The following is an 18871-nucleotide window of genomic DNA, read 5'->3' as shown; positions in this document are numbered from 1 at the left end:
GATGTGCAGATAGCCCAGCCGTTGGCATATCCGATACTGCGCATTGATATGGATCGCGAGCGTGCCGGCCAGTTAGGTGTTACACCTACACAAGTAGCGAGGTCGCTGGTGGCAGCAACATCTTCAAGTCGTTTCACCGATAAAAACCTTTGGCTCGATAATGCAAAAGGACTTGCTTACCAGGTGCAGGTGCAAGTGCCGGAGTATAAAATGAATTCGGTAGATGATATAGCAAATATACCTTTGCAGAGCGGCAACCTTCACCCCACGTTACAGGATGTTGCTTCTTTCTCCGAAGAGGTTGGTCCTGGGCAGTACGATCGCTCCGGTCCCAACCGACTTGTAACGATCACAGCAAACCTGTATAAGAAAGATCTTGGTACTGCCAGCAAAGCAGTAACCAAAGCTATAGATGATGCCGGTGCATTGCCACGCGGTATGGTGGTGGAATTTAAAGGTCAGGTAAAATTACTGGCAGAAACACTCAATAGTTTACAAGGCGGTTTGTTTGTTGCTATCGTAATCATCTTTCTGTTGCTGGCGGCTAATTTTCAGTCGTTCAAATTATCGCTTGCTATACTTTCATCAGTACCGGCTGTGTTGGCCGGATCATTGGTGATGCTGTTGATCTTCGGAGCTACACTCAACCTCCAATCCTATATGGGCATGATCATGTCGGTAGGTGTATCGGTAGCGAATGCTATTCTGATGATTACCAATGCCGAGAATCTCCGCCTGGAAGTAAAGGATGCACAGCAGGCAGGATTGCTCGCAGCAGGAAGTCGTATACGCCCTATACTTATGACGAGTATCGCCATGATTGCCGGTATGATACCCATGGCTTCCGGTTTAGGCGAAGGTGGCGATCAGGTAGCTCCGCTGGGGCAGGCTGTTATCGGTGGACTCATAGCCTCTACGTTGGCTTCGTTACTTATACTACCGGGTGTATTTACACTGGTGCAACAAAAGGCATCGCTCGAGTCGGTATCGCTGGACCCAGAAGATCATAACAGTAAATATTATAATCACGCACAATCAAAATAAAGGAACAGCGTATGTATATATCTAAATTTTCCACACCTCTGCTCGCAGTAAGTTTTACGGTGTTGCTTTCATGTAAACACGAAGAGAAAAAAGAAAGTACAGCTATAGCATTGCCGGTTGTGCGAGCCACTACCGTAAAGAGTCTGCAGCCTTCGTTGCAGGCAGTGTTGCCGGGTGAACTGAAGCCGTGGAACAAGGTAACTATATTTCCAAGAGTAAAAGGCTATGTAGGCACCGTGCGGGCCGATAGAGGTACCGTTGTAAAAAAAGGACAGGTGCTGGCTACATTAGAAGCGCCAGAATTACTGTCGGCATTAAATCAGGCACAGGCGCAGGTAGCTTCTGCAGAAGCAACACTCATCGAACAAAAAGCCAGGAACAAAGCGAGTAAACTTACCTATACCCGAATGGTGGAAACGAGCCACACAAACGGAGCTGTATCTGCCAATGAACTGGACATGGCATACTCGCGCATGCTGGCCGATAGTGCCTTAACGATGGCCGCGCAAAGTAATTTACTCGCAGCAAAAGCACAGTATACTTCGCAGGCACAACTCGCGAGCTATCTCACTGTTATAGCACCTTTCGATGGTACGGTAACTGAACGGAATATAAGTCCGGGTGAGTTGGTAGGACCAGAGTCAAATACGCGGCCGATGTTTGTAGTAGAAGATCGTTCCAAACTTCGTCTTACCGTAGCGGTACCTGAAAATCTTTCCAACTCTATACCTGATAAGAGCGCAGTAACATTTTCAGTACAGGCTGATCCATTGAAAGAGTATAGAGCCATGTTTGCCAGAAGCAGCAATAGCGTTCAGGAGAACAATCGAACCATGATAGCAGAGTTTGATATCGAGAACCGATCGGGCGATTTGAAAGCCGGTATGTATGCCGAAGTAAAATTACCGGTGTCGCGAAACAAGCCTACGTTGTTTGTACCTCGTGCTGCCCTGATTCAATCCACCGAGGGTACATTTGTAGTGAATCTCCGCGAGAACGTTGCTGAGTGGCTGGCGGTACAAAAAGGCAACACACTTGATTCGCTGGTAGAGGTTTTTGGTCCGATCCGGGAAGGTCAACGCATCGCAGCAACGGCAAGCGAAGAACTTCGGAATGGACAGGCTGTTACGATAAAAAATTAGTGATTTGCAGGGTATAAAAAAGCCGTTTCTGAAAGGCATTCGCAGAAAACAGGCCAATGTTAATTTAATGTTATGTAACTGTTAAAAGCTTAAAAATACAGTAATATTAGCCTCGCTTTCTTTGTGATAAATAAACAAAGTTTAGCGAAGTGGTAAGATTAACTTCACGTTGGTTCTGTGGCTTGCTTATGGTCACGGCCTTCCAGATTAGTTTCGCACAGCCTGCCAATCGTCAGATCGTTAACCAATCTATTGAATGGATTGCTCTGACCACCAATTTGAAAGTAACACAACGTGCAACTGTTCTGCTGGAAGGACAGTTCCGTCAGGCACAGGATTTTCAACCGATGCAATATCAATTGCGCACAGGAGTTGATTTCTCGCTGAACAAACATTTCTCTTTTATGCCTCTCGGGTATGTATATACCTGGAACTTCCGCTATGGCAAACAGCCTGCAGCCTATGGTAATAACGAGCATCGTATATACCAGCAGATAACCTACAAGCATCACATCAGCCGGGTAAGTATCAGTCACCGTCTGCGATTGGAGCAACGCTTCATTCAGGTGCATACCCGCGATGCAGAAGATCGCCTGGTAAATCAAGGCTACGATCTGAATCAGAACAGACTGCGCTATAGATTCATGGCTACGGTGCCACTCAATCATTCGAAAGTAGAACCGAAAACTTATTTTGCTACGGTATACGATGAAGCTTTTTTGAGTTGGGGTGAAAATGTTACTTTTCATGAACCTGACCAGAACCGCTTGTTTGTTGGTGCCGGCTATCAGTTCAGTAACGCATTTGCTTTGCAGGGAGGATTTTTATACCAGATGCTTATCAAAGCAAATGGCGCTATGCAAGAAAACAACGTTGGTGTGCAGGTGCAGCTTACCTATAATATCGACCTGACGAAGAAGTAAATATATACCTATATATAAAAAAGGGCTTTCTAATTTGGAAAGCCCTTTTTGTTTTCAGAAAGCAGTAAGTAATTATTCTGTCTTTTTAATAGAAAGCTGCTTTTCATCAAAGAACTTGTCGTGGAGCATGCGGTATTTAGGTATATCAGAGTCTTTGATCTTGAAGCCGTTTATCTCTACATCATTGTCGCTCCAGTTAATGTTGTTGATCTTCTCATCTTTCTTCAGGTAGCCATCTTTTACAAGCTCTTCTTTTAATGCTTTTTCAAAACTCTGCATATTCTCCTGCATCACCTTCATATTTTTTTGCAGCGATAGCATCTGGTCTTGCATCTCATGCATTTGTTTTGACTGTTGCATAACAGCATCCTGATGAGCGATCAGGGCTTGCTGCTTGGCAATCATCATATTCTCCTGTGCAATTTTCATTTGCACCATAGCATCGGCCTGCATTTGCTTGAGTGATTCGAGATCTTTATTCTCAATTTTGACTTTGATATCCATCATCATCTTGTCGAAGTCTTTCTGATGGTCTTTGTAGAACGCACTGAAATTTTGCTTGAACGTTTTCTCAAACTCCTGGGCAAAATTATTCATGTCATAATCGAAATGGAATGCCGGTATAGGAGGAATGCTATCGAGCTGAACGTTGATCGGTGCCAGAGGCGCCATCGCATCAAAAGGTACACTGGGTATAACGATAGGTGCATCTATAGCTATAATCGGCACATCTACCGTTATCATTGGTGGGTCTATAGTTATACTAGAAAGGGGGCCTGTAGCTTCCGTAGCCGGAACAGCTTTTTCAATTTCAACAGGTTCTACCGGCTCAACAGGTATGGCAGGTGGCGCTTCTATATGGCGATTCTTCTTTTTTGTTTTGATGGTGGTGTCTTGTGTAATACCAAAGAAGCCAGCTTTGGTTGAGAAGTTATGTTCCTTGGTGCGGGCAGAGATCGTTAGCCATGATGCGCAGAGCAAGCCGAGCACCAGCAATACAACCGGTATAATTCTCTCACGCCCGGAATAGTGCTTTACTGATTTTTCCATAAGTCGTTTGATTCGGTTTAATAATTGATTTTTATTTTCTGCCAGCGACAGGGCTATACCTGCCTGGCCAAGACGTACTTCTTCGAGTTGTACCAATGCTGTAGCATAGGTAGCTGCATTGCCAGATGTTTTTACTACAGCATCATCGCAGCAGTGCTCACGCTCATCGCGAATGATTGCCGAAAGCTTCCACACAAACGGATTGTAGAAGAATATCGCTTCTACGATCAGTTGCAGGAGATTTACCAGGTAATCGTGTCTTCGTATGTGGGTGAGTTCGTGGATAAATATAGTTTCCAGTTGTGCGGTGGTGAGGCCGGTAAGCATACCCGTGGGTATAATGATGAGCGGTTTTATATATCCCAGTACTATAGGTGCCTGTACGCGTACAGACTCTGCCAATAGTATAGTGCGTTCTATAGTAAGTTGGGCGGCTATCTCCTGAACCTTGTTATGCCAATACCCATCAATCAGCGAAGCATCCTTGCGCAGGCGGCTTACATATATACCTCCGCCAATAACACGCGTCATAAAAAGTATAGCGCCAATCAGCCAGGCAACTACCAGCCAGAAAAGATTGTGTTGTATAAATGTAATAGTGGTGGATAGTAAATCCGTTGGAGCTGCATCTGCGTGGGCGGCAGAGAAGTATATAAAAGATATAGGGCTGGCAGGCGATGAAGCTGTTTCTGCGGTGTAGAGTATACTAAAGGTTGTGATGCCTGCGAGTAATGTGAGCACGAGACCCGCGAGCGCTACACTATATCTATAGCCTGATGAAGCAAGCGGAATGATCTTTAGCAGGATCGATACAAGGCCCAATATAACCAGGCTTTGCCACAGGGAGTGTAACAGCGTCCAGCCGAGGGCATCAATTATACCGGATGGGAGCAAGGTATATATATTCATGATTCACCTCCTTCGAGTTTTTCAAGATATTTTTTGATCTCCTGTAGTTCTTCTTTCGATGATCGTTTGTTGCCCAGTGCACTCATTACCAGTTGAGCGGCCGATCCTTGAAATACGGTATCGATCATCTTATCAAGAATCTGTTGTTGGGTATTCTCTTGCGAGGGCACTGCTTTATAGAGATGCAGTTTGCCATTCTTTTGGCGTGTTACCAGACCTTTTTCGTGCATGATCTGCATGAATTTCAAAATGGTGGTATAGCCATTCCTCTCTTCTCCACCGAGTACTTCATGAACTTCCTTTACTGAAACAGCATCGCGCTCCCACAGCACTTGCAGTATCTCCAGTTCTTTTTCAGTGGGCTTGATATCTTTCTTGCTCATCTTTATACGAATGTTTTCGTAATACAATACTAATCACATACTGACATACATGCAATAGTTTTACGAAAAAATTCGTAGATAAGTTCCGAAAAGGATTTACAAGCGGATTAGAATGCTTGTGGCGAGCTGATTATCAGGATTTAAGTGTAGCCTCTCCGAATTTTCTTTTCAACATTGGATAGGTTGCTACTGCCGAAAGAATAATGAGTGTACCTATATAAAAGTTGAGTCCCATCTTCTCACGGTCTTTAAAAACAATCACGGCCATAACAATGCCATATACCGGTTCCAGGTTTAGCGTGAGCTGCAGCAGAAATACACTGATCTTCTTCATCAACTCTACAGCTACTGAATATGCATATACCGAGCACACGCCTGCAAGCACTGCTATACATAACCAATCGGTAAGCGATGGAAGTAGATGAAGTGTATGGTCGGGTGTGAGTTGTTTATAGAAAGGCAGGAACAGCCCAATAGAAAGGAACACGCCAATCATTTCATAAAACGTAATGGTAAAGGCCGGAATGGTGCGCACCACTTTAGAATTGAAAACAGAAAACAGTGCCGATGTAAAGCCGGCTAATATACCCAGGAGTAATCCTGCTTTGTAGTGGAAGTCGAACGAGAAGATGATATATAGTCCGATGATAACTACGAGCCCGAGCAGCAGTTCAAATTTTTTAACACGCGTGCGATTGAACCACGGTTCCAGCAAAGCGGCCCATAGGGAGTTCGTTGCAAAGCCCACTAGACTAACGGATACATTGGAGACCCGCGCTGAACCAAAGAATGCCATCCAGTGAATAGCCACTACGCTGCCGATGAGCAACAGTTTGACCAGGTCTTTACCTGTTACTACGAATGTACCTTTAGTAACGGCTATAACAATAGCCATACCCGCTACAGCAAGTATAGCGCGGTAAAAAACCATTTCAACAGCAGGAATCGTAACAAGCTTTCCGATAACAGCAGAGAAACCCCAGAGAAATACAATGAAATGAAGTTTGAAATAATCGTTGCGTGTGGCCATTTAATTTTTAGCGAGGAACGTATTTATACATGATGAGTGAAATAGAACCGAAGATGATGTTCGGTATCCATACGGAAATCTGCGGGGGCATCGATCCGTTTTCTGCAAATGTTCGGAACAGGGTAAAGAATAAAATAAAGATGAATGAGAGCAGGAACCCGAGTGCAATTTGCAGCCCTGTACCTCCGCGACTTTTACGTGATGATACAATCACGCCCATAAATACCAGTATAAATATCGTGAAGGGTGCTGTGTAGCGGGTATATTTCTCTACTTCATATACTTCTATACCGGTAGAGCCGCGTGCACGAAGTGTATTGATATACTTGGAAAGTTCATTCAGCGTCATACCATCGTACTTGCGATAGTCGCTTTCAAATTCTTTGGGGTGTATAACCAGTGCAGTATCCATCGCAGTTCCGCTCATCGTAGTATCTTTCGCTACCATTGCCTGGGCAGAGTCGGCACCGGTAGTAGTTACCGGAGCTGATGTTTTTTCGAAGATGCGCTGCACTTTGTGAATGCGCCAGTCGCGCATGGTCCATTTCTTTTTAGTAGTGTCCCACTCAATACGCGTAGCGGTAAGTTTTTCAATGAGCTTGTTATCTTCAAAACGCTCCATCGTAAACTGGTAGCCCGTGTTGTTGGTGTTGTTATAGCTCTTCATATACAGGTATACATCGGGTGCAACCTGTATGTGAATGTTCTGCTTATCGTAGTAATACTTATTCTTCAGATACTGTACTTCAAAGGCCAGCTTTGCTTTATTGGAGTTGGGAATGATCCATCCGTTCAATGCAAAACTGAGTATAGCTACTACAAGAGACCCCATAAAGTATGGAAGCATCATTCTGCGAAAGCTTATACCGGCACTGAGTATAGCAATTACTTCGGTGCGGCCTGCCATGCGCGAGCATACATATACCGTAGCAATAAAGATGGTGATAGGCGTAACGAGACTTCCGATCCACGGAATAAAATCCAGGTAGTATCCAAAGATCTGACCACCCGTAAGCTGCGCTTTCGCGAACTTATCCATCTTGTCGGTCATGTCAATTACCGAGATCACCGCGAGCAGGATTACCACCACGAAAAAGAACGTGCTGAGAAATTGTTTGAGAATATATTTGTCGAGTAGTTTCATGCTGCGTTGCTTCGGGTTCTATAATCGCTGGGAAACAATCTTTACCATCTTGTTTTTCCATTCAACAAATGTACCTTCCTGTATACGCCTGCGCGCTTCTTTCACCAGCCAAAGGTAAAATGTGAGGTTATGGATTGAAGCAATTTGTGCGCCTAAAATTTCTTTGTTAATGATCAGGTGACGCAGATAGGCTTTGGAGTGAAATGTACTTACATATCCGCCTAAGCCTGCATCAATGGGAGAGAGGTCATCTTTCCACTTTTCATTCCGGATGTTGATAATGCCCTCGGTGGTAAAAAGCATGCCATTGCGCGCATTGCGTGTAGGCATTACGCAATCAAACATATCAACCCCCAGGGCTATACATTCCAGTATATTTTCCGGTGTACCTACACCCATCAGGTAACGTGGTTTCTCTTTTGGAAGAATGCTGCATACGAGGCTTGTCATCGCATACATATCTTCATGCGGCTCGCCTACCGATAAACCTCCTATAGCATTGCCCTGTTGATTTTGTGATGCTATAAACTCGGCCGATTGTTCGCGCAGGTCTTTATATACACTTCCCTGCACAATGGGGAACAGCGCCTGCTCATAGCCATATTTAGGTTCGGTGGTTTGAATACGATCAACGCATCGCTTTAACCACTGATGCGTAAGCACCATGGAGTTCTTCGCGTATGTATACTCGCAGGGATAAGGCGTACATTCATCAAACGCCATGATTATATCCGCACCGATTGTACGCTGAATGTCCATTACATTTTCCGGTGTGAAGTGATGCTTCGATCCATCGATGTGCGACTTGAACGTAACGCCTTCATCTACGATCTTTCTGTTCGCAGCGAGCGAGTATACCTGGTATCCGCCACTATCGGTAAGTATAGGGCGACTCCACCCATTGAACTTGTGCAGACCACCGGCTTTTTCTAAAACACCGAGTCCCGGCCGCAGGTAAAGATGATAGGTATTACCCAGGATGATCTGAGCCTGAATGTCGTGCTCAAGCTCGCGCTGGTGTACAGCTTTTACAGAACCGGCAGTACCCACCGGCATAAATATAGGTGTCTCGATCACTCCGTGATCGGTATGGAGAACTCCCGCCCGGGCAAATGACTTAGGGTCGGTTGCTGTTAAATCAAACTTCATAGCGCGATTTGCGCTGCAAAAATAGAATAATCGGCCCGAACCCCGGCAAAGTTTCTTCAGGTAGGGCAAAGGTTGTTAACAAGCTGCTTATAGCCTGATTGTTAGTGAATTCCTGAGCCGAGGTACGACTCTACGTTTTGTTGAGTGATCACCTCCAGCGGGAACAAGTCAGTGCCGGGTGTTCCTTTTTTAAACATCAAATGGTTTACCAGGTGACTGATACCCAAGGATGCCTGACGCTTCGGATTCTGGTTGATCAGAAAGTCAATAACACCTGAACGCAGGTAGGTGAGATTTTCTTCGAGGATATCGTAGCCTACCAGGCGGATATTTTTTTTGCCATGCTTTTCGAGGAATGATGCTGTAACGGCCGTTCCTTTAGATGTACTTACAAAGATGCCACGCAGTGCCGGGTCGTTCAGTAATTGATCAAGCTGATTGCTGAAAGAAGGATCTTTCGGATTCAGAATAAAGTCGATGATGGTGAAGTTTTCTCTTCCCTTGTCTTTAAAGTATTCGCGAAATCCTCTTTCTTTTTCTAACAAGTGAAAAGAGTCATGTACATCTTCATCGATGTGCAGCACAGCCAGGGTGCCGGGTTCATACTGACCGAAGTGAATAAGCTCAGCACCTACACGTCCGCTTTGATATAGATTTTGTCCTATAAAACTCAGTGGATTGGCTTCGGGTATATTGGTGTTGAACAGAACGTAGGGTATATCTGTTTCGCGGAAGAGTTCGAATATAGGGAGCGCTTCGTGGTAAAATATAGGAGCGATGAGTATACCATCGGGTTTGGCGAGATATACCTGGTGCGCTACTTTCTGAAATGAATTTTTATCGAGCAGGTCAAATAAAAATAATTCTACCTGTATACCGTATTGTGCCCACTCAGTCTGTGCTTGTGTGATACCCATATTGGTTTGTGCCCAGTAAGGATCTTGTTTCGGATCGGGCAGCAATGCAGCAATGCGATAATTTTTATTGGAGCCGAGCGTGCGTGCGATCAGATTGGGTTTGTAATCAATCTGCTCCATCACTTCCGTTACCTTTTTCAAGGCTTCGGGCGATACGCGGCCGCGGTTATGTAATACGCGATCTACCGTGCCTACAGAGACACCCGCCAGCTTGGCGATGTCTTTTATGCGGATATTTTTATCGACCATATTCAAAAAAATCAAATTTTCGTGTGATACGAAAACGTTTCCAAAGTACGAATTTTTTATGTTTTCGCACACAAATTAAATGTGTGCGTACACATTTTAAAAATTTTCTTGCTTTTATTTCTTTCATATTCTACTTTGGATCATGATTTCGCAGTTAGAATATTTTGTGACTACGATTTCATGCAGAATAAAAGTCTTTACCTAAACCCAAACCAAGAATGAAAAACGATTACCACCGCTGCATTACGGCTTTTACCAGCCGCGCAGTGAACCGCTGCCACCGGGCAGCCTCCGATTCGCCCTGAAAATTGAGAACTATCGCCCGCTACAACCGATGAGTCATCAGGACTTTCAGTGATGGCGGCACAGGCTTTGCAAAAAAGATTTTTCATCGTGCGGTATACTATATATACTACATTTTACCGCGATAAAAAGTATCAGTGTACTCTGTTATAGGTTTACGAGTACATTTGGTTTGGTTGAGTTAGTAGGGTAGGTCCAGCCTGCCCTACATTTTTACAAAACCAGATTGCGGTATATAGTATGAACAATCGAATGTTATCAGCAGAAAGCCCGCAGCTTGTCCATCGATGAAGGTATCAGGAAAAATATTTTGACGGAGAGACACAAAGTATATATCGTGGAGAAAGAAACGCGAGACTATATATTGTTTCAGTACTTATCTGTTCAATAACTTTTTCTTTCAGGTTTCTTTTTCTACATTTCAATAAAGAACCGTAAACCGGCTATATATACTATATTTTGTGTAGTGTGTTTTGCTTGTGCGTTTCTGTTTAATTGAGAATTATATTACTGTGCTCGCTCATCTTCCACCTTACCAAGAAAGCGATGTGCTACACCAACTGGCACTCGGGAGTGAAATTGCTTTTAAACAATTGTACGATCGTTACTGGCTGCATATTTACCGGGTAACGAAGCGCTACACCAGGTCATCGGCTCTGGCAGAAGACATTGTGCAGGAAATATTCTCAACGTTGTGGAACAAGCGCTCGGAATTTACCGAAGTGCTTCACCTGGAATATTACCTGGTAACCATGGCGAAGAATCTCACTTACAAAACTCTGCGCAAACTGGCGTACGAGGAACTGGCCAAAAGTAAATATACCGAAGAGCGTTCGCTGGTAGACGATACGCTCGATGATCTGCTGCTCGAAAAACAATACGAACAGCTTGTGCAACAGGCAGTAAAATTACTGCCATCGCAGCAAAAGCAGGTATTTCAGCTCGCCAAAGTAGAAGGGTTGAGTCACGAAGCTATAGCGCAGCAGCTAAATATATCGCGACTCACAGTAAAGACACACATGGCCAAAGCGTTGCAGTTTATACGCCATTATCTGCAGCCGCATGTAGGTACCTATATTTTAGGATGGCTCATGTTCAGAATGGTGTACGAGATAGGTTGCTAATACCATAGTCAAAGAGATTTATACACTATATCTATACCTGAAAAGTATTTTATAGAGTAAAGAGGTTGTGACATCTGTTGCAACCTCTTTTATTTTTTAGAGCGGCATTATTCTCGTGTACGGAAACGAGAGTATATTTTTCGATTGCAGTTTTTTTGAAAATATTTTTTCTCCTGCACTACACCTTCATATCGGCATCTATACTCTTATACTATAGATGGCCGTAACAAAGCCTTCGCAGAATTTTACAACCATACGCTGATGTATACTTTATCCTGAAAATGTATCATGCACAACCTGGACGATTTAATTGAACGCTACCTGAACAACACGGCTTCTGAAGAAGAACGAGCCCTGCTGCTGGAGATGATCCAGTCGGGGCAAGTGGAGGAAGATGTGAAACACCGAATAGCGAAAGAACTGCATACAGAAATAGAGAGTAATACTATACCCGATATTGAAGCACAGGCAACCTCGGAACGTATATACCGCAAAATACTCGAAGCAAGAACGCCCACAGTAAACGACCAGATGTGGATTGACCGCGAAGAATCTGCCGGCAGAAAACCTTTCCGCCTTTGGCGATATGCAGCCTCCTTTGCACTACTCGCAACGGCTGGTATACTGCTTTTTACACAATATTTCCGCGAGAGTAATAAGAGTGCAGCCTTTGTAGATAAGCCATCAGACAACTGGCTGAAGATTGTAAACACCTGCGGAACTAAGCAGGTAGTAGCACTGAAAGATGGCAGCACTATTTCGCTGGAGCCGGGCGGAGAGATCCGGTACCCTGAACATTTTGATGGTAAACGCGAAGTATATCTTTCAGGCGAAGCATTTTTTGAAGTAGCGAAAGATGCCTCACGGCCCTTCCTGGTATATACCAACGAAGTTACCACCCGCGTGCTGGGCACAAGCTTCCGCGTGAGTGCTGATAAGAATGCCGAAAAAATTATAGTAGCTGTAAAAACCGGAAAAGTATCAGTGTTTGCCAAAGCAACTGTGCATGGCGATAAGAGTAAAGATGTGCAGGAGGTAACGCTTACACCAAACCACCAGGCGGTGTATAGCAAGCGCGATCGTTTTGTTACCCGCCAGATCGTGGAGCACCCCTATATATTGGCCCCACAGCCACCCATTAAAAATTATTATACCAATGTGCAGGTAGTGCAGTTGCTCAAATCGCTGAGCACGAGCTATGGCGTAGACATCCGCTATGATGAACAGGCGCTGACGGGCTGCACACTTACCAGTGATATTATGGAAGAAGAAGGACTATACGAGCAACTGGAAATAATCTGCCATGCACTTGGCGGGCAGTACGCTATGGATGGCGCCTCTATTGTAATTGAAGCAAATGGTTGTAGTCATAACAATGTAAAACCTTAACCAAACACAACAGCCTATGAAGTAAAACCTACCAAAGAACAACCCTATAAAAACAAAAGAGGCCGGTAATGTTGCGACCATTACCAGCCCTTGCAGGCAGCACGATCAGAGATCGCGTGCCCCTAGTTTTTGCCCTATTACAAACAAAAACATTTCAATTTATGAATAAACCTAAACCGGTTCAAGAAACATTACTGTTTCTTATGAGAGTGACATTGATCCATATTCTACTCACTACCTTCTCCGTAGCATTTGTGTATGCTGTGGATACCATGGGCCAGAAGGTGCTCGAAAAGAAAATCACACTGGATGTTGACGGTGAAGATTTTCAGCAGGCGCTGATACGTATCAGCGAGCAGGCAAAAGTAAAATTTGCCTATAGTCCTGAACTTGTTGAAGACCAGAAGCGCGTAACCCTGCACATGAAAAATGCCAGCCTCGAAGAAGTGTTGGCAGAATTGCTCGGTCCTGAAGTACACTATAAAGTTATCGGCAAGCGTATCGTGCTGAGCCCGGTAAATCAACTGGAAGAAGAACAGAGCGAAGAAGAAAAACTCGAAGCATCAGTCGCGGTTACCGTAGCTGGTAAAGTATCGGATGGTGCAGGCAATGCATTACCCGGTGTATCTATTTTAGTGAAAGGTACATCTACCGGTACCTCTACGGATACAGAAGGTAAATATGTGATCAGCGTATCAAACCCGGAAGACGTTCTGATCTTTTCTTTTATTGGCTTTTCCACACAGGAAATCCCGGTGGGTAATCGCACTACGATTGATGTTGTATTGGTGGAAGATGCCACGCAACTGAACGAAGTAGTAGTAACAGCGCTCGGTATAGAGAGAGAAACAAAATCACTTACCTATTCTGTACAACAGGTGGGAGGCGAACAGTTAACCGTTGCCCGCGATGCCAACCTGATGAATACGCTGAATGGTAAAGTTGCCGGTATAACGATCAACCGTGCCAACGGTGTGGGTGGATCAACCCGCGTAGTATTGCGCGGTAATAAATCGACTATAGCAAACCAGGCTCTTTATGTAATTGATGGTGTGCCGATGCAGAACCCAAGCATAGGTCAACCAACCGATGTATGGGGACAATCAGCCGGAAGCGGAAGCTCTGGGCGTGATGCTGGCGATGCTATATCAAATATAAATCCGGACGATATAGAGAGCATCAGTATATTGAAAGGTGCATCGGCTGCTGCGCTATATGGAAGCCAGGCAGCAAACGGTGTAATTCTGATCACCACGAAGAAAGGCAAAGCAGGTCAATCGAAGATCGACTTCTCCTCTAACTTTACCATGGAGAATGTACTGGTAAAACCTGAGCTGCAATTCAAGTACGGGCAAACCGATCCTGTTTCTAACACACGCGACAGCTGGGGAAATGTAGTAAATGCTCCAGATCACGTTTCAGATTTCTGGAAGACAGGAACTACGTGGACAAATTCATTATCGTTTAGCGGTGGTACCGAGAAAGCACAGACATACGTTTCGTACTCCAACACAACCAACAATGGTATACTTCCCACCAGCGAGTTTGATCGCCATACATTAAACCTGCGCGAAACAGCCAAGTTGTTGGATGATCGCTTATCGATCGATGCCAGTGTAAACCTGCTCACACAAAAGTCGCACAACCGTCCGGTGTCAGGTATATATAACAACCCGCTTACCGGACTATACCTGATGCCAAGAGGTTTGGACTTCAACAACTTTAAAGATAACTACCAGTATTTCTCTCCTACCCGCAACATGTATTTGCAAAACTGGTGGAATATAAATTTTGATAAAGGCATGACCGGTGAAGATGATCAGCAGAATCCTTACTGGGCGCTCTATAAAAATACACGCGATGATCGCAGAGATCGTGTGTTCGGTTCGTTAACACTGAACTATAAATTAGCAGACTGGTTGCATGTGCAGGCGCGCGGTCGTTACGACAAATCGTTTGATAAATATGAATTGAAATCCTATGCCGGTACGCAAGGTGTATTTGCTGCTCCCAACGGTCGCTATACCCTCGATGAACAATTCAACACACAGCTATACGGAGACTTCTTGTTGTTAGCGAATAAAAAATTATCCGAGCAGTGGATGTTGTCGGCTACGTTAGGTACGAGTATACAAGACATCAAGGCGAATGACGACATAATGATCGATGCCAGCCCTACCGATCCGAAAGGGTTGAACATTCCCAATGTATTCTCGGTGTGGAATATATCTCCGACAGCCGAGCGCGTTACACAAACGCTTAACAGAAAACAACTGCAGGGTGTATTCGCCAGCGCGCAGTTAGGCTTTAAAGATTATCTCTTCTTCGATCTTACAGCACGCAATGATTGGTCTTCTGCATTCGCCTATACATCTACCATGAAGTCGGGCTATTTCTATTACTCCGGCGGTGTAAATGCTGTGCTTACTGAAATGGTATCGCTGCCGCAGTTCATCAGCTTTGCTAAAGTGCGTGCATCGTATGCCAAAGTAGGTAACGATGTGCCCGCCTATATTACACACCCGCGCGATTACGCCGTGAACGGAACACGCAACAGTGTAGATCAAAACCTGCTCGGACCAAACCCTTATAAAGAACTGAAGCCGGAAGATAACCGCTCGTTCGAAGTGGGTACTGAATTGAAATTCTTCGACAATCGCGTAGGTATAGATTTCACATACTATATCAACAACAACTACGATCAGTTCATCACCTCACCGGCCAGTGCAGGAGCCAGCACCAATTACTCTACATGGTATTGGAACCTCGGTAACATCCGTAACAAAGGTGTTGAGATCTCGGCTACTGTAGTGCCTGTAAAAAACAGTACACTTAACTGGACCAGCACACTCAACTTTGCTGCTAACCGTAACAAGGTATTAGACATGACCGATAATGCCTACGGACTCGGTGCGGATAACTGGCAAGTGTTGTCAGACTTCGGAGTAAATATGTACGGCTTGTTCATTCGCCAGGGCGGAAGCTGGGGTGATATATATGGCAACCGTAAACTGGTGCGCGATGATCAGGGACGTGTAGTAGTAGATGCTACCGGTACACCGGTAACAGAAAGTACACCCGTGCCGAATGCAACCTATGCCGGCAATCCGCAAGCTAAATTTACTTTGGGATGGAATAACACGATCGACTTCAGCAACAACATCAGCGTTTCCTTTTTGATTGACGGCCGTTTCGGAGGTAAAGTAATAAGTCTTACGCAAGCATACCTCGACTTCTATGGCTATAGCAAAGCTTCTGCCGATGCCCGCGATAATGGTGGTGTAGATGTAGCCGCTGCCTACGAAGATGGTACTGCGTACGAGCAAAAGATCGATGCACAGAAATACTATACTGCTATAGGTGGTCGTGCCGGTGTAGCCAGCGAGTATGCCTATAGCGCTACGAATGTAAGGCTACGCGAATTTTCGGTAGGGTATAAATTACCCGTGCAGATAAAAGGTATACGCAACATAAGCCTCTCGCTTATCGGACGAAACCTGTTCTTCATTTCTCGCAAGGCACCATTCGATCCGGAAATTACCATGAGTACTGCCAACAACCTGCAAGGTATAGATGTGTTTGGCTTGCCTACCACACGGAGCTACGGGGTTAATCTTAAAGTAGGATTTTAATCAACAATGCATTCCAGTATGAAAAAGATATATTCAAATTCAAACCGATCGCTGGCATTGCTGGTGATCCTGGCAACGGCAGCTTTTTGTATAACAAGCTGTACCGATAAATTTGAAGAGTTCAATACCGATCCCTATGGTATATCGCGCGAGCAACTCAAAGAAGATTTTAACTATGTAGGCCTGCCGTTCAAGCAGATGCAGTTGAGTCTGTATGTGAACGATCCGGCCTGGAACACACAGTTACAGCAAAACCTGATCGGAGATGTATACTCCGGGTATATGACGCCCCCTACACCTTTCAATGGCAACGTAAACAACATGACGTATTCACTGGTGGCAGGATGGAATGGATATCCATGGTCTGACGGATATGATTTTGTGATGAAGCCTGCTGCGCAGGTAAAGTCGCTGGCTGAAAATGTATATGACGATTTCTATGCGTGGTCGCTTATTCTGAAAGTAGAAGCCATGCACCGCGTGTCAGATATATATGGACCAATCATTTACTCTAAATTCGGTCAGACCAATCCTGATGGTAGTGTAAGCTACGACTCGCAAAAAGATGTGTACTATGCGTTTTTCGAAGAGCTCGATAAAGCGATCACACTGCTTACACCGTATGCCGATAAAGAAGAGACGCTGAAATCTTTACCTTTCGCTCCGTTCGACCTGGTATATAGTGGCAGCTATACCAAGTGGGTACGCTTTGCAAATACATTGCGTCTTCGTTTGGCGATACGTATCTCCAAGATCGATCCTGTAAAAGCGAAAGAAGAAGGTGAAGCGGCTTTGGCACATTCGCTCGGTATACTTTCTACAAACGATGATAACTTTGTTGTAAGTATACCGACTACGCACCCGCTCAACGTTATCAACAATACCTGGGGCGATATTCGTTTAGGTGCACCGGTAGAATCTATACTCGGTGGTTACGAAGATCCGCGTATCTCCAAGTATGCATTGCCTGCGAGCGATCCTGCTGTGGCTGGTGAATATAAAGGCATACGAGAAGGTATAGATATAGATGCCAAGTCGCGCTACCAGGATTACTCCAAGCTGGTAACATTTGCAGATGAGATACAATTAATGACAGCGGCAGAAGCATGGTTCCTCAAGGCAGAAGCTGCGCTGCGTGGATGGTCTGGCGCAGGCGATGCACAGACCAACTATGAGAAAGGTGTAAAGACTTCGTTCGATCAGAATGCTGTAGGAGGATATGACGACTATATTACAGACAATACGAAGAAGGCTGCTCCTTATACTGATCCGAAAGCCGTAACAGCCGGAGAGAATGATATACTCGCAGGTTCACCTTACCTGAGCACTGTAACCATTCAATGGAATGATGGTGATACATTTGAGCGTAGCCTCGAGCGCATCATTACACAAAAGTGGATCGCAATGTATCCGGACGGACAGGAAGCATGGAGCGAGTTCAGAAGAACAGGCTATCCTAAATTATTCCCGGTTGTTAAGAACTATAGCGGTGGCAAAATTTCCACTACCGATTTTATTCGCAGAATAGAATTTGCTTCCGGAGAATACTCAACCAACCCGAGTGGAGTGGCCGGTGCTATCGATCTGCTTGGTGGGCCTGATACTGGCGGCACGCGCCTGTGGTGGGATCATCCTTAAACAGACTTTGTAGGTTATAATTCATACTTTAATTCAAATATAGGGTAGGAGAAATCCTGCCCTGTATTTTTTAATGCTCACGCTATGCCACGAAGATTTATACTCTTGATTCTTTTCATCTTTATTATAGCAGGTGCCTGTAAACAGGAAATGCCTGCTACCTTGTTTACAAAATTACCGGAAACAGAAACCGGTATAACTTTTCGTAATCTGCTCAAGGAAGAGAATCCTGATTTTAATATACTTCACTATCCATACTTTTACAACGGTGGGGGTGTTGCTGCCGGTGACGTTAACAATGACGGGCTCACCGATCTTTTTTTTACGGGCAACATGGTAAAGAACCGACTCTTCCTGAATCGTGGCAATCTTCGCTTTGACGATATAACTACAAGAGCCAATATCGCCAGCAAAGAAGGCTGGTGTACAGGTGTTACGATGGCCGATGTTAACCATGACGGATGGCTTGATATATATGTTTGTCGCTCCGGTTTCTCCAATAGTCGCCTGCGGAAAAATTTGCTCTTCATCAATATGCACGATCTGTCGTTTACCGAGCAGGCAGAAGCTTACGGTTTGGCAGATGCAGGATATTCTACACAGGCTTCTTTCCTTGACTATGATCGTGATGGCGATCTGGATATGATACTCATAAACCAGTCGTCACCGGAATATGCACGTGGCCAGTTAGACTATATGCAACTGCGAAACCAGCCGGCCGATCCGTTGCTGGAGAATAAACTGTTTCGAAACGATAATGGTAAATTTACCGATGTAACACATGCCGCGGGTATATATTCCGGTGTATTTACCTTTAGCCTCGGCATCAGCACTGCCGATGTTAA

14 protein-coding genes are annotated in these 18871 nt (G+C 44.8%); 8 read left to right on the top strand and 6 right to left on the bottom strand.

Annotated features, from left to right (window positions below; translation table 11 throughout):
• The 3 genes from VIN08_RS17640 to VIN08_RS17630 form a co-directional block, all read left to right on the top strand.
• Nucleotides 1-1044, top strand: a 1044-nt coding sequence (locus tag VIN08_RS17640) for an efflux RND transporter permease subunit (protein ID WP_331967675.1), incomplete at its 5' end; no start/stop codon positions are given.
• An 11-nt stretch (nt 1045-1055) separates the two neighbouring features.
• Entirely contained in the window at nt 1056-2186 is a 1131-nt protein-coding gene (locus VIN08_RS17635; RefSeq protein ID WP_331967673.1) for an efflux RND transporter periplasmic adaptor subunit, read from the top strand.
• A 149-nt stretch (nt 2187-2335) separates the two neighbouring features.
• Nucleotides 2336-3109: a DUF2490 domain-containing protein gene (locus VIN08_RS17630; RefSeq protein WP_331967671.1), complete on the top strand. Its 774-nt coding sequence runs from the start codon at nt 2336-2338 to the stop codon at nt 3107-3109.
• Nucleotides 3110-3181: 72 nt separating this feature from the next.
• On the opposite strand, the gene VIN08_RS17625 is transcribed toward VIN08_RS17630, so the two are convergent.
• The 6 genes from VIN08_RS17625 to VIN08_RS17600 all read right to left on the bottom strand — a co-directional run bounded on the left by VIN08_RS17625 (nt 3182) and on the right by VIN08_RS17600 (nt 9940).
• The gene (locus tag VIN08_RS17625; protein ID WP_331967670.1) at nt 3182-5068 is read right to left on the bottom strand and encodes a M56 family metallopeptidase; all 1887 of its coding nucleotides are present in this window, start codon (nt 5066-5068) and stop codon (nt 3182-3184) included.
• On the bottom strand, nt 5065-5451 hold the full coding sequence (locus VIN08_RS17620) for a BlaI/MecI/CopY family transcriptional regulator (protein WP_331967668.1): 387 nt from the start codon (nt 5449-5451) through the stop codon (nt 5065-5067). The genes VIN08_RS17625 and VIN08_RS17620 overlap by 4 nt, the downstream gene beginning before the upstream one ends.
• Nucleotides 5452-5584: 133 nt before the next feature.
• Nucleotides 5585-6481, bottom strand: coding sequence for a DMT family transporter (locus tag VIN08_RS17615; protein ID WP_331967666.1), 897 nt, complete (start codon nt 6479-6481; stop codon nt 5585-5587).
• A gap of 7 nt (nt 6482-6488) precedes the next feature.
• Nucleotides 6489-7625 carry an LptF/LptG family permease gene (locus VIN08_RS17610; RefSeq protein ID WP_331967664.1) on the bottom strand — a complete coding sequence of 379 codons (1137 nt, stop codon included), beginning with the start codon at nt 7623-7625 and terminating at the stop codon, nt 6489-6491.
• A gap of 18 nt (nt 7626-7643) precedes the next feature.
• Nucleotides 7644-8774 carry a tRNA guanosine(34) transglycosylase Tgt gene (gene tgt / locus VIN08_RS17605; protein ID WP_331967662.1) on the bottom strand — a complete coding sequence of 377 codons (1131 nt, stop codon included), beginning with the start codon at nt 8772-8774 and terminating at the stop codon, nt 7644-7646.
• A gap of 101 nt (nt 8775-8875) precedes the next feature.
• Entirely contained in the window at nt 8876-9940 is a 1065-nt protein-coding gene (locus tag VIN08_RS17600; protein ID WP_331967660.1) for a substrate-binding domain-containing protein, read from the bottom strand.
• A gap of 851 nt (nt 9941-10791) precedes the next feature.
• Here VIN08_RS17600 and VIN08_RS17595 point away from each other — a divergent pair.
• The 5 genes from VIN08_RS17595 to VIN08_RS17575 all read left to right on the top strand — a co-directional run.
• Nucleotides 10792-11367, top strand: a complete 576-nt coding sequence (locus tag VIN08_RS17595; protein ID WP_331967658.1) for an RNA polymerase sigma-70 factor — start codon at nt 10792-10794, stop codon at nt 11365-11367.
• A 288-nt stretch (nt 11368-11655) separates the two neighbouring features.
• Nucleotides 11656-12756, top strand: a complete 1101-nt coding sequence (locus VIN08_RS17590) for a FecR family protein (protein ID WP_331967656.1) — start codon at nt 11656-11658, stop codon at nt 12754-12756.
• 203 nt (nt 12757-12959) lie between these two features.
• Nucleotides 12960-16388 carry a SusC/RagA family TonB-linked outer membrane protein gene (locus VIN08_RS17585; RefSeq protein WP_331967654.1) on the top strand — a complete coding sequence of 1143 codons (3429 nt, stop codon included), beginning with the start codon at nt 12960-12962 and terminating at the stop codon, nt 16386-16388.
• Nucleotides 16389-16406: 18 nt separating this feature from the next.
• On the top strand, nt 16407-18026 hold the full coding sequence (locus tag VIN08_RS17580; RefSeq protein ID WP_331967652.1) for a RagB/SusD family nutrient uptake outer membrane protein: 1620 nt from the start codon (nt 16407-16409) through the stop codon (nt 18024-18026).
• A gap of 84 nt (nt 18027-18110) precedes the next feature.
• Nucleotides 18111-18871: VCBS repeat-containing protein (locus VIN08_RS17575; protein WP_331967650.1), on the top strand; the 761-nt coding region annotated here is incomplete at its 3' end.

Source organism: Ohtaekwangia sp., assembly GCF_036568665.1.
Classification (GTDB): domain Bacteria; phylum Bacteroidota; class Bacteroidia; order Cytophagales; family Cyclobacteriaceae; genus Ohtaekwangia.
The sequence above is the reverse complement of the archived record's forward strand: the minus strand, read 5'-3'. Positions and strand labels throughout refer to the sequence as shown.

Bases quoted from the DNA above. Each gene is read 5' to 3' on its own strand.
- VIN08_RS17635 (WP_331967673.1), top strand. From the start codon at position 1,056: ATGTATATATCTAAATTTTCCACACCTCTGCTCGCAGTAAGTTTTACG.
- VIN08_RS17625 (WP_331967670.1), bottom strand. From the start codon at position 5,068: ATGAATATATATACCTTGCTCCCATCCGGTATAATTGATGCCCTCGGC.
- VIN08_RS17620 (WP_331967668.1), bottom strand. From the start codon at position 5,451: ATGAGCAAGAAAGATATCAAGCCCACTGAAAAAGAACTGGAGATACTG.
- VIN08_RS17615 (WP_331967666.1), bottom strand. From the start codon at position 6,481: ATGGCCACACGCAACGATTATTTCAAACTTCATTTCATTGTATTTCTC.
- VIN08_RS17610 (WP_331967664.1), bottom strand. From the start codon at position 7,625: ATGAAACTACTCGACAAATATATTCTCAAACAATTTCTCAGCACGTTC.
- tgt (WP_331967662.1), bottom strand. From the start codon at position 8,774: ATGAAGTTTGATTTAACAGCAACCGACCCTAAGTCATTTGCCCGGGCG.
- VIN08_RS17600 (WP_331967660.1), bottom strand. From the start codon at position 9,940: ATGGTCGATAAAAATATCCGCATAAAAGACATCGCCAAGCTGGCGGGT.
- VIN08_RS17590 (WP_331967656.1), top strand. From the start codon at position 11,656: ATGCACAACCTGGACGATTTAATTGAACGCTACCTGAACAACACGGCT.
- VIN08_RS17585 (WP_331967654.1), top strand. From the start codon at position 12,960: ATGAGAGTGACATTGATCCATATTCTACTCACTACCTTCTCCGTAGCA.
- VIN08_RS17580 (WP_331967652.1), top strand. From the start codon at position 16,407: ATGAAAAAGATATATTCAAATTCAAACCGATCGCTGGCATTGCTGGTG.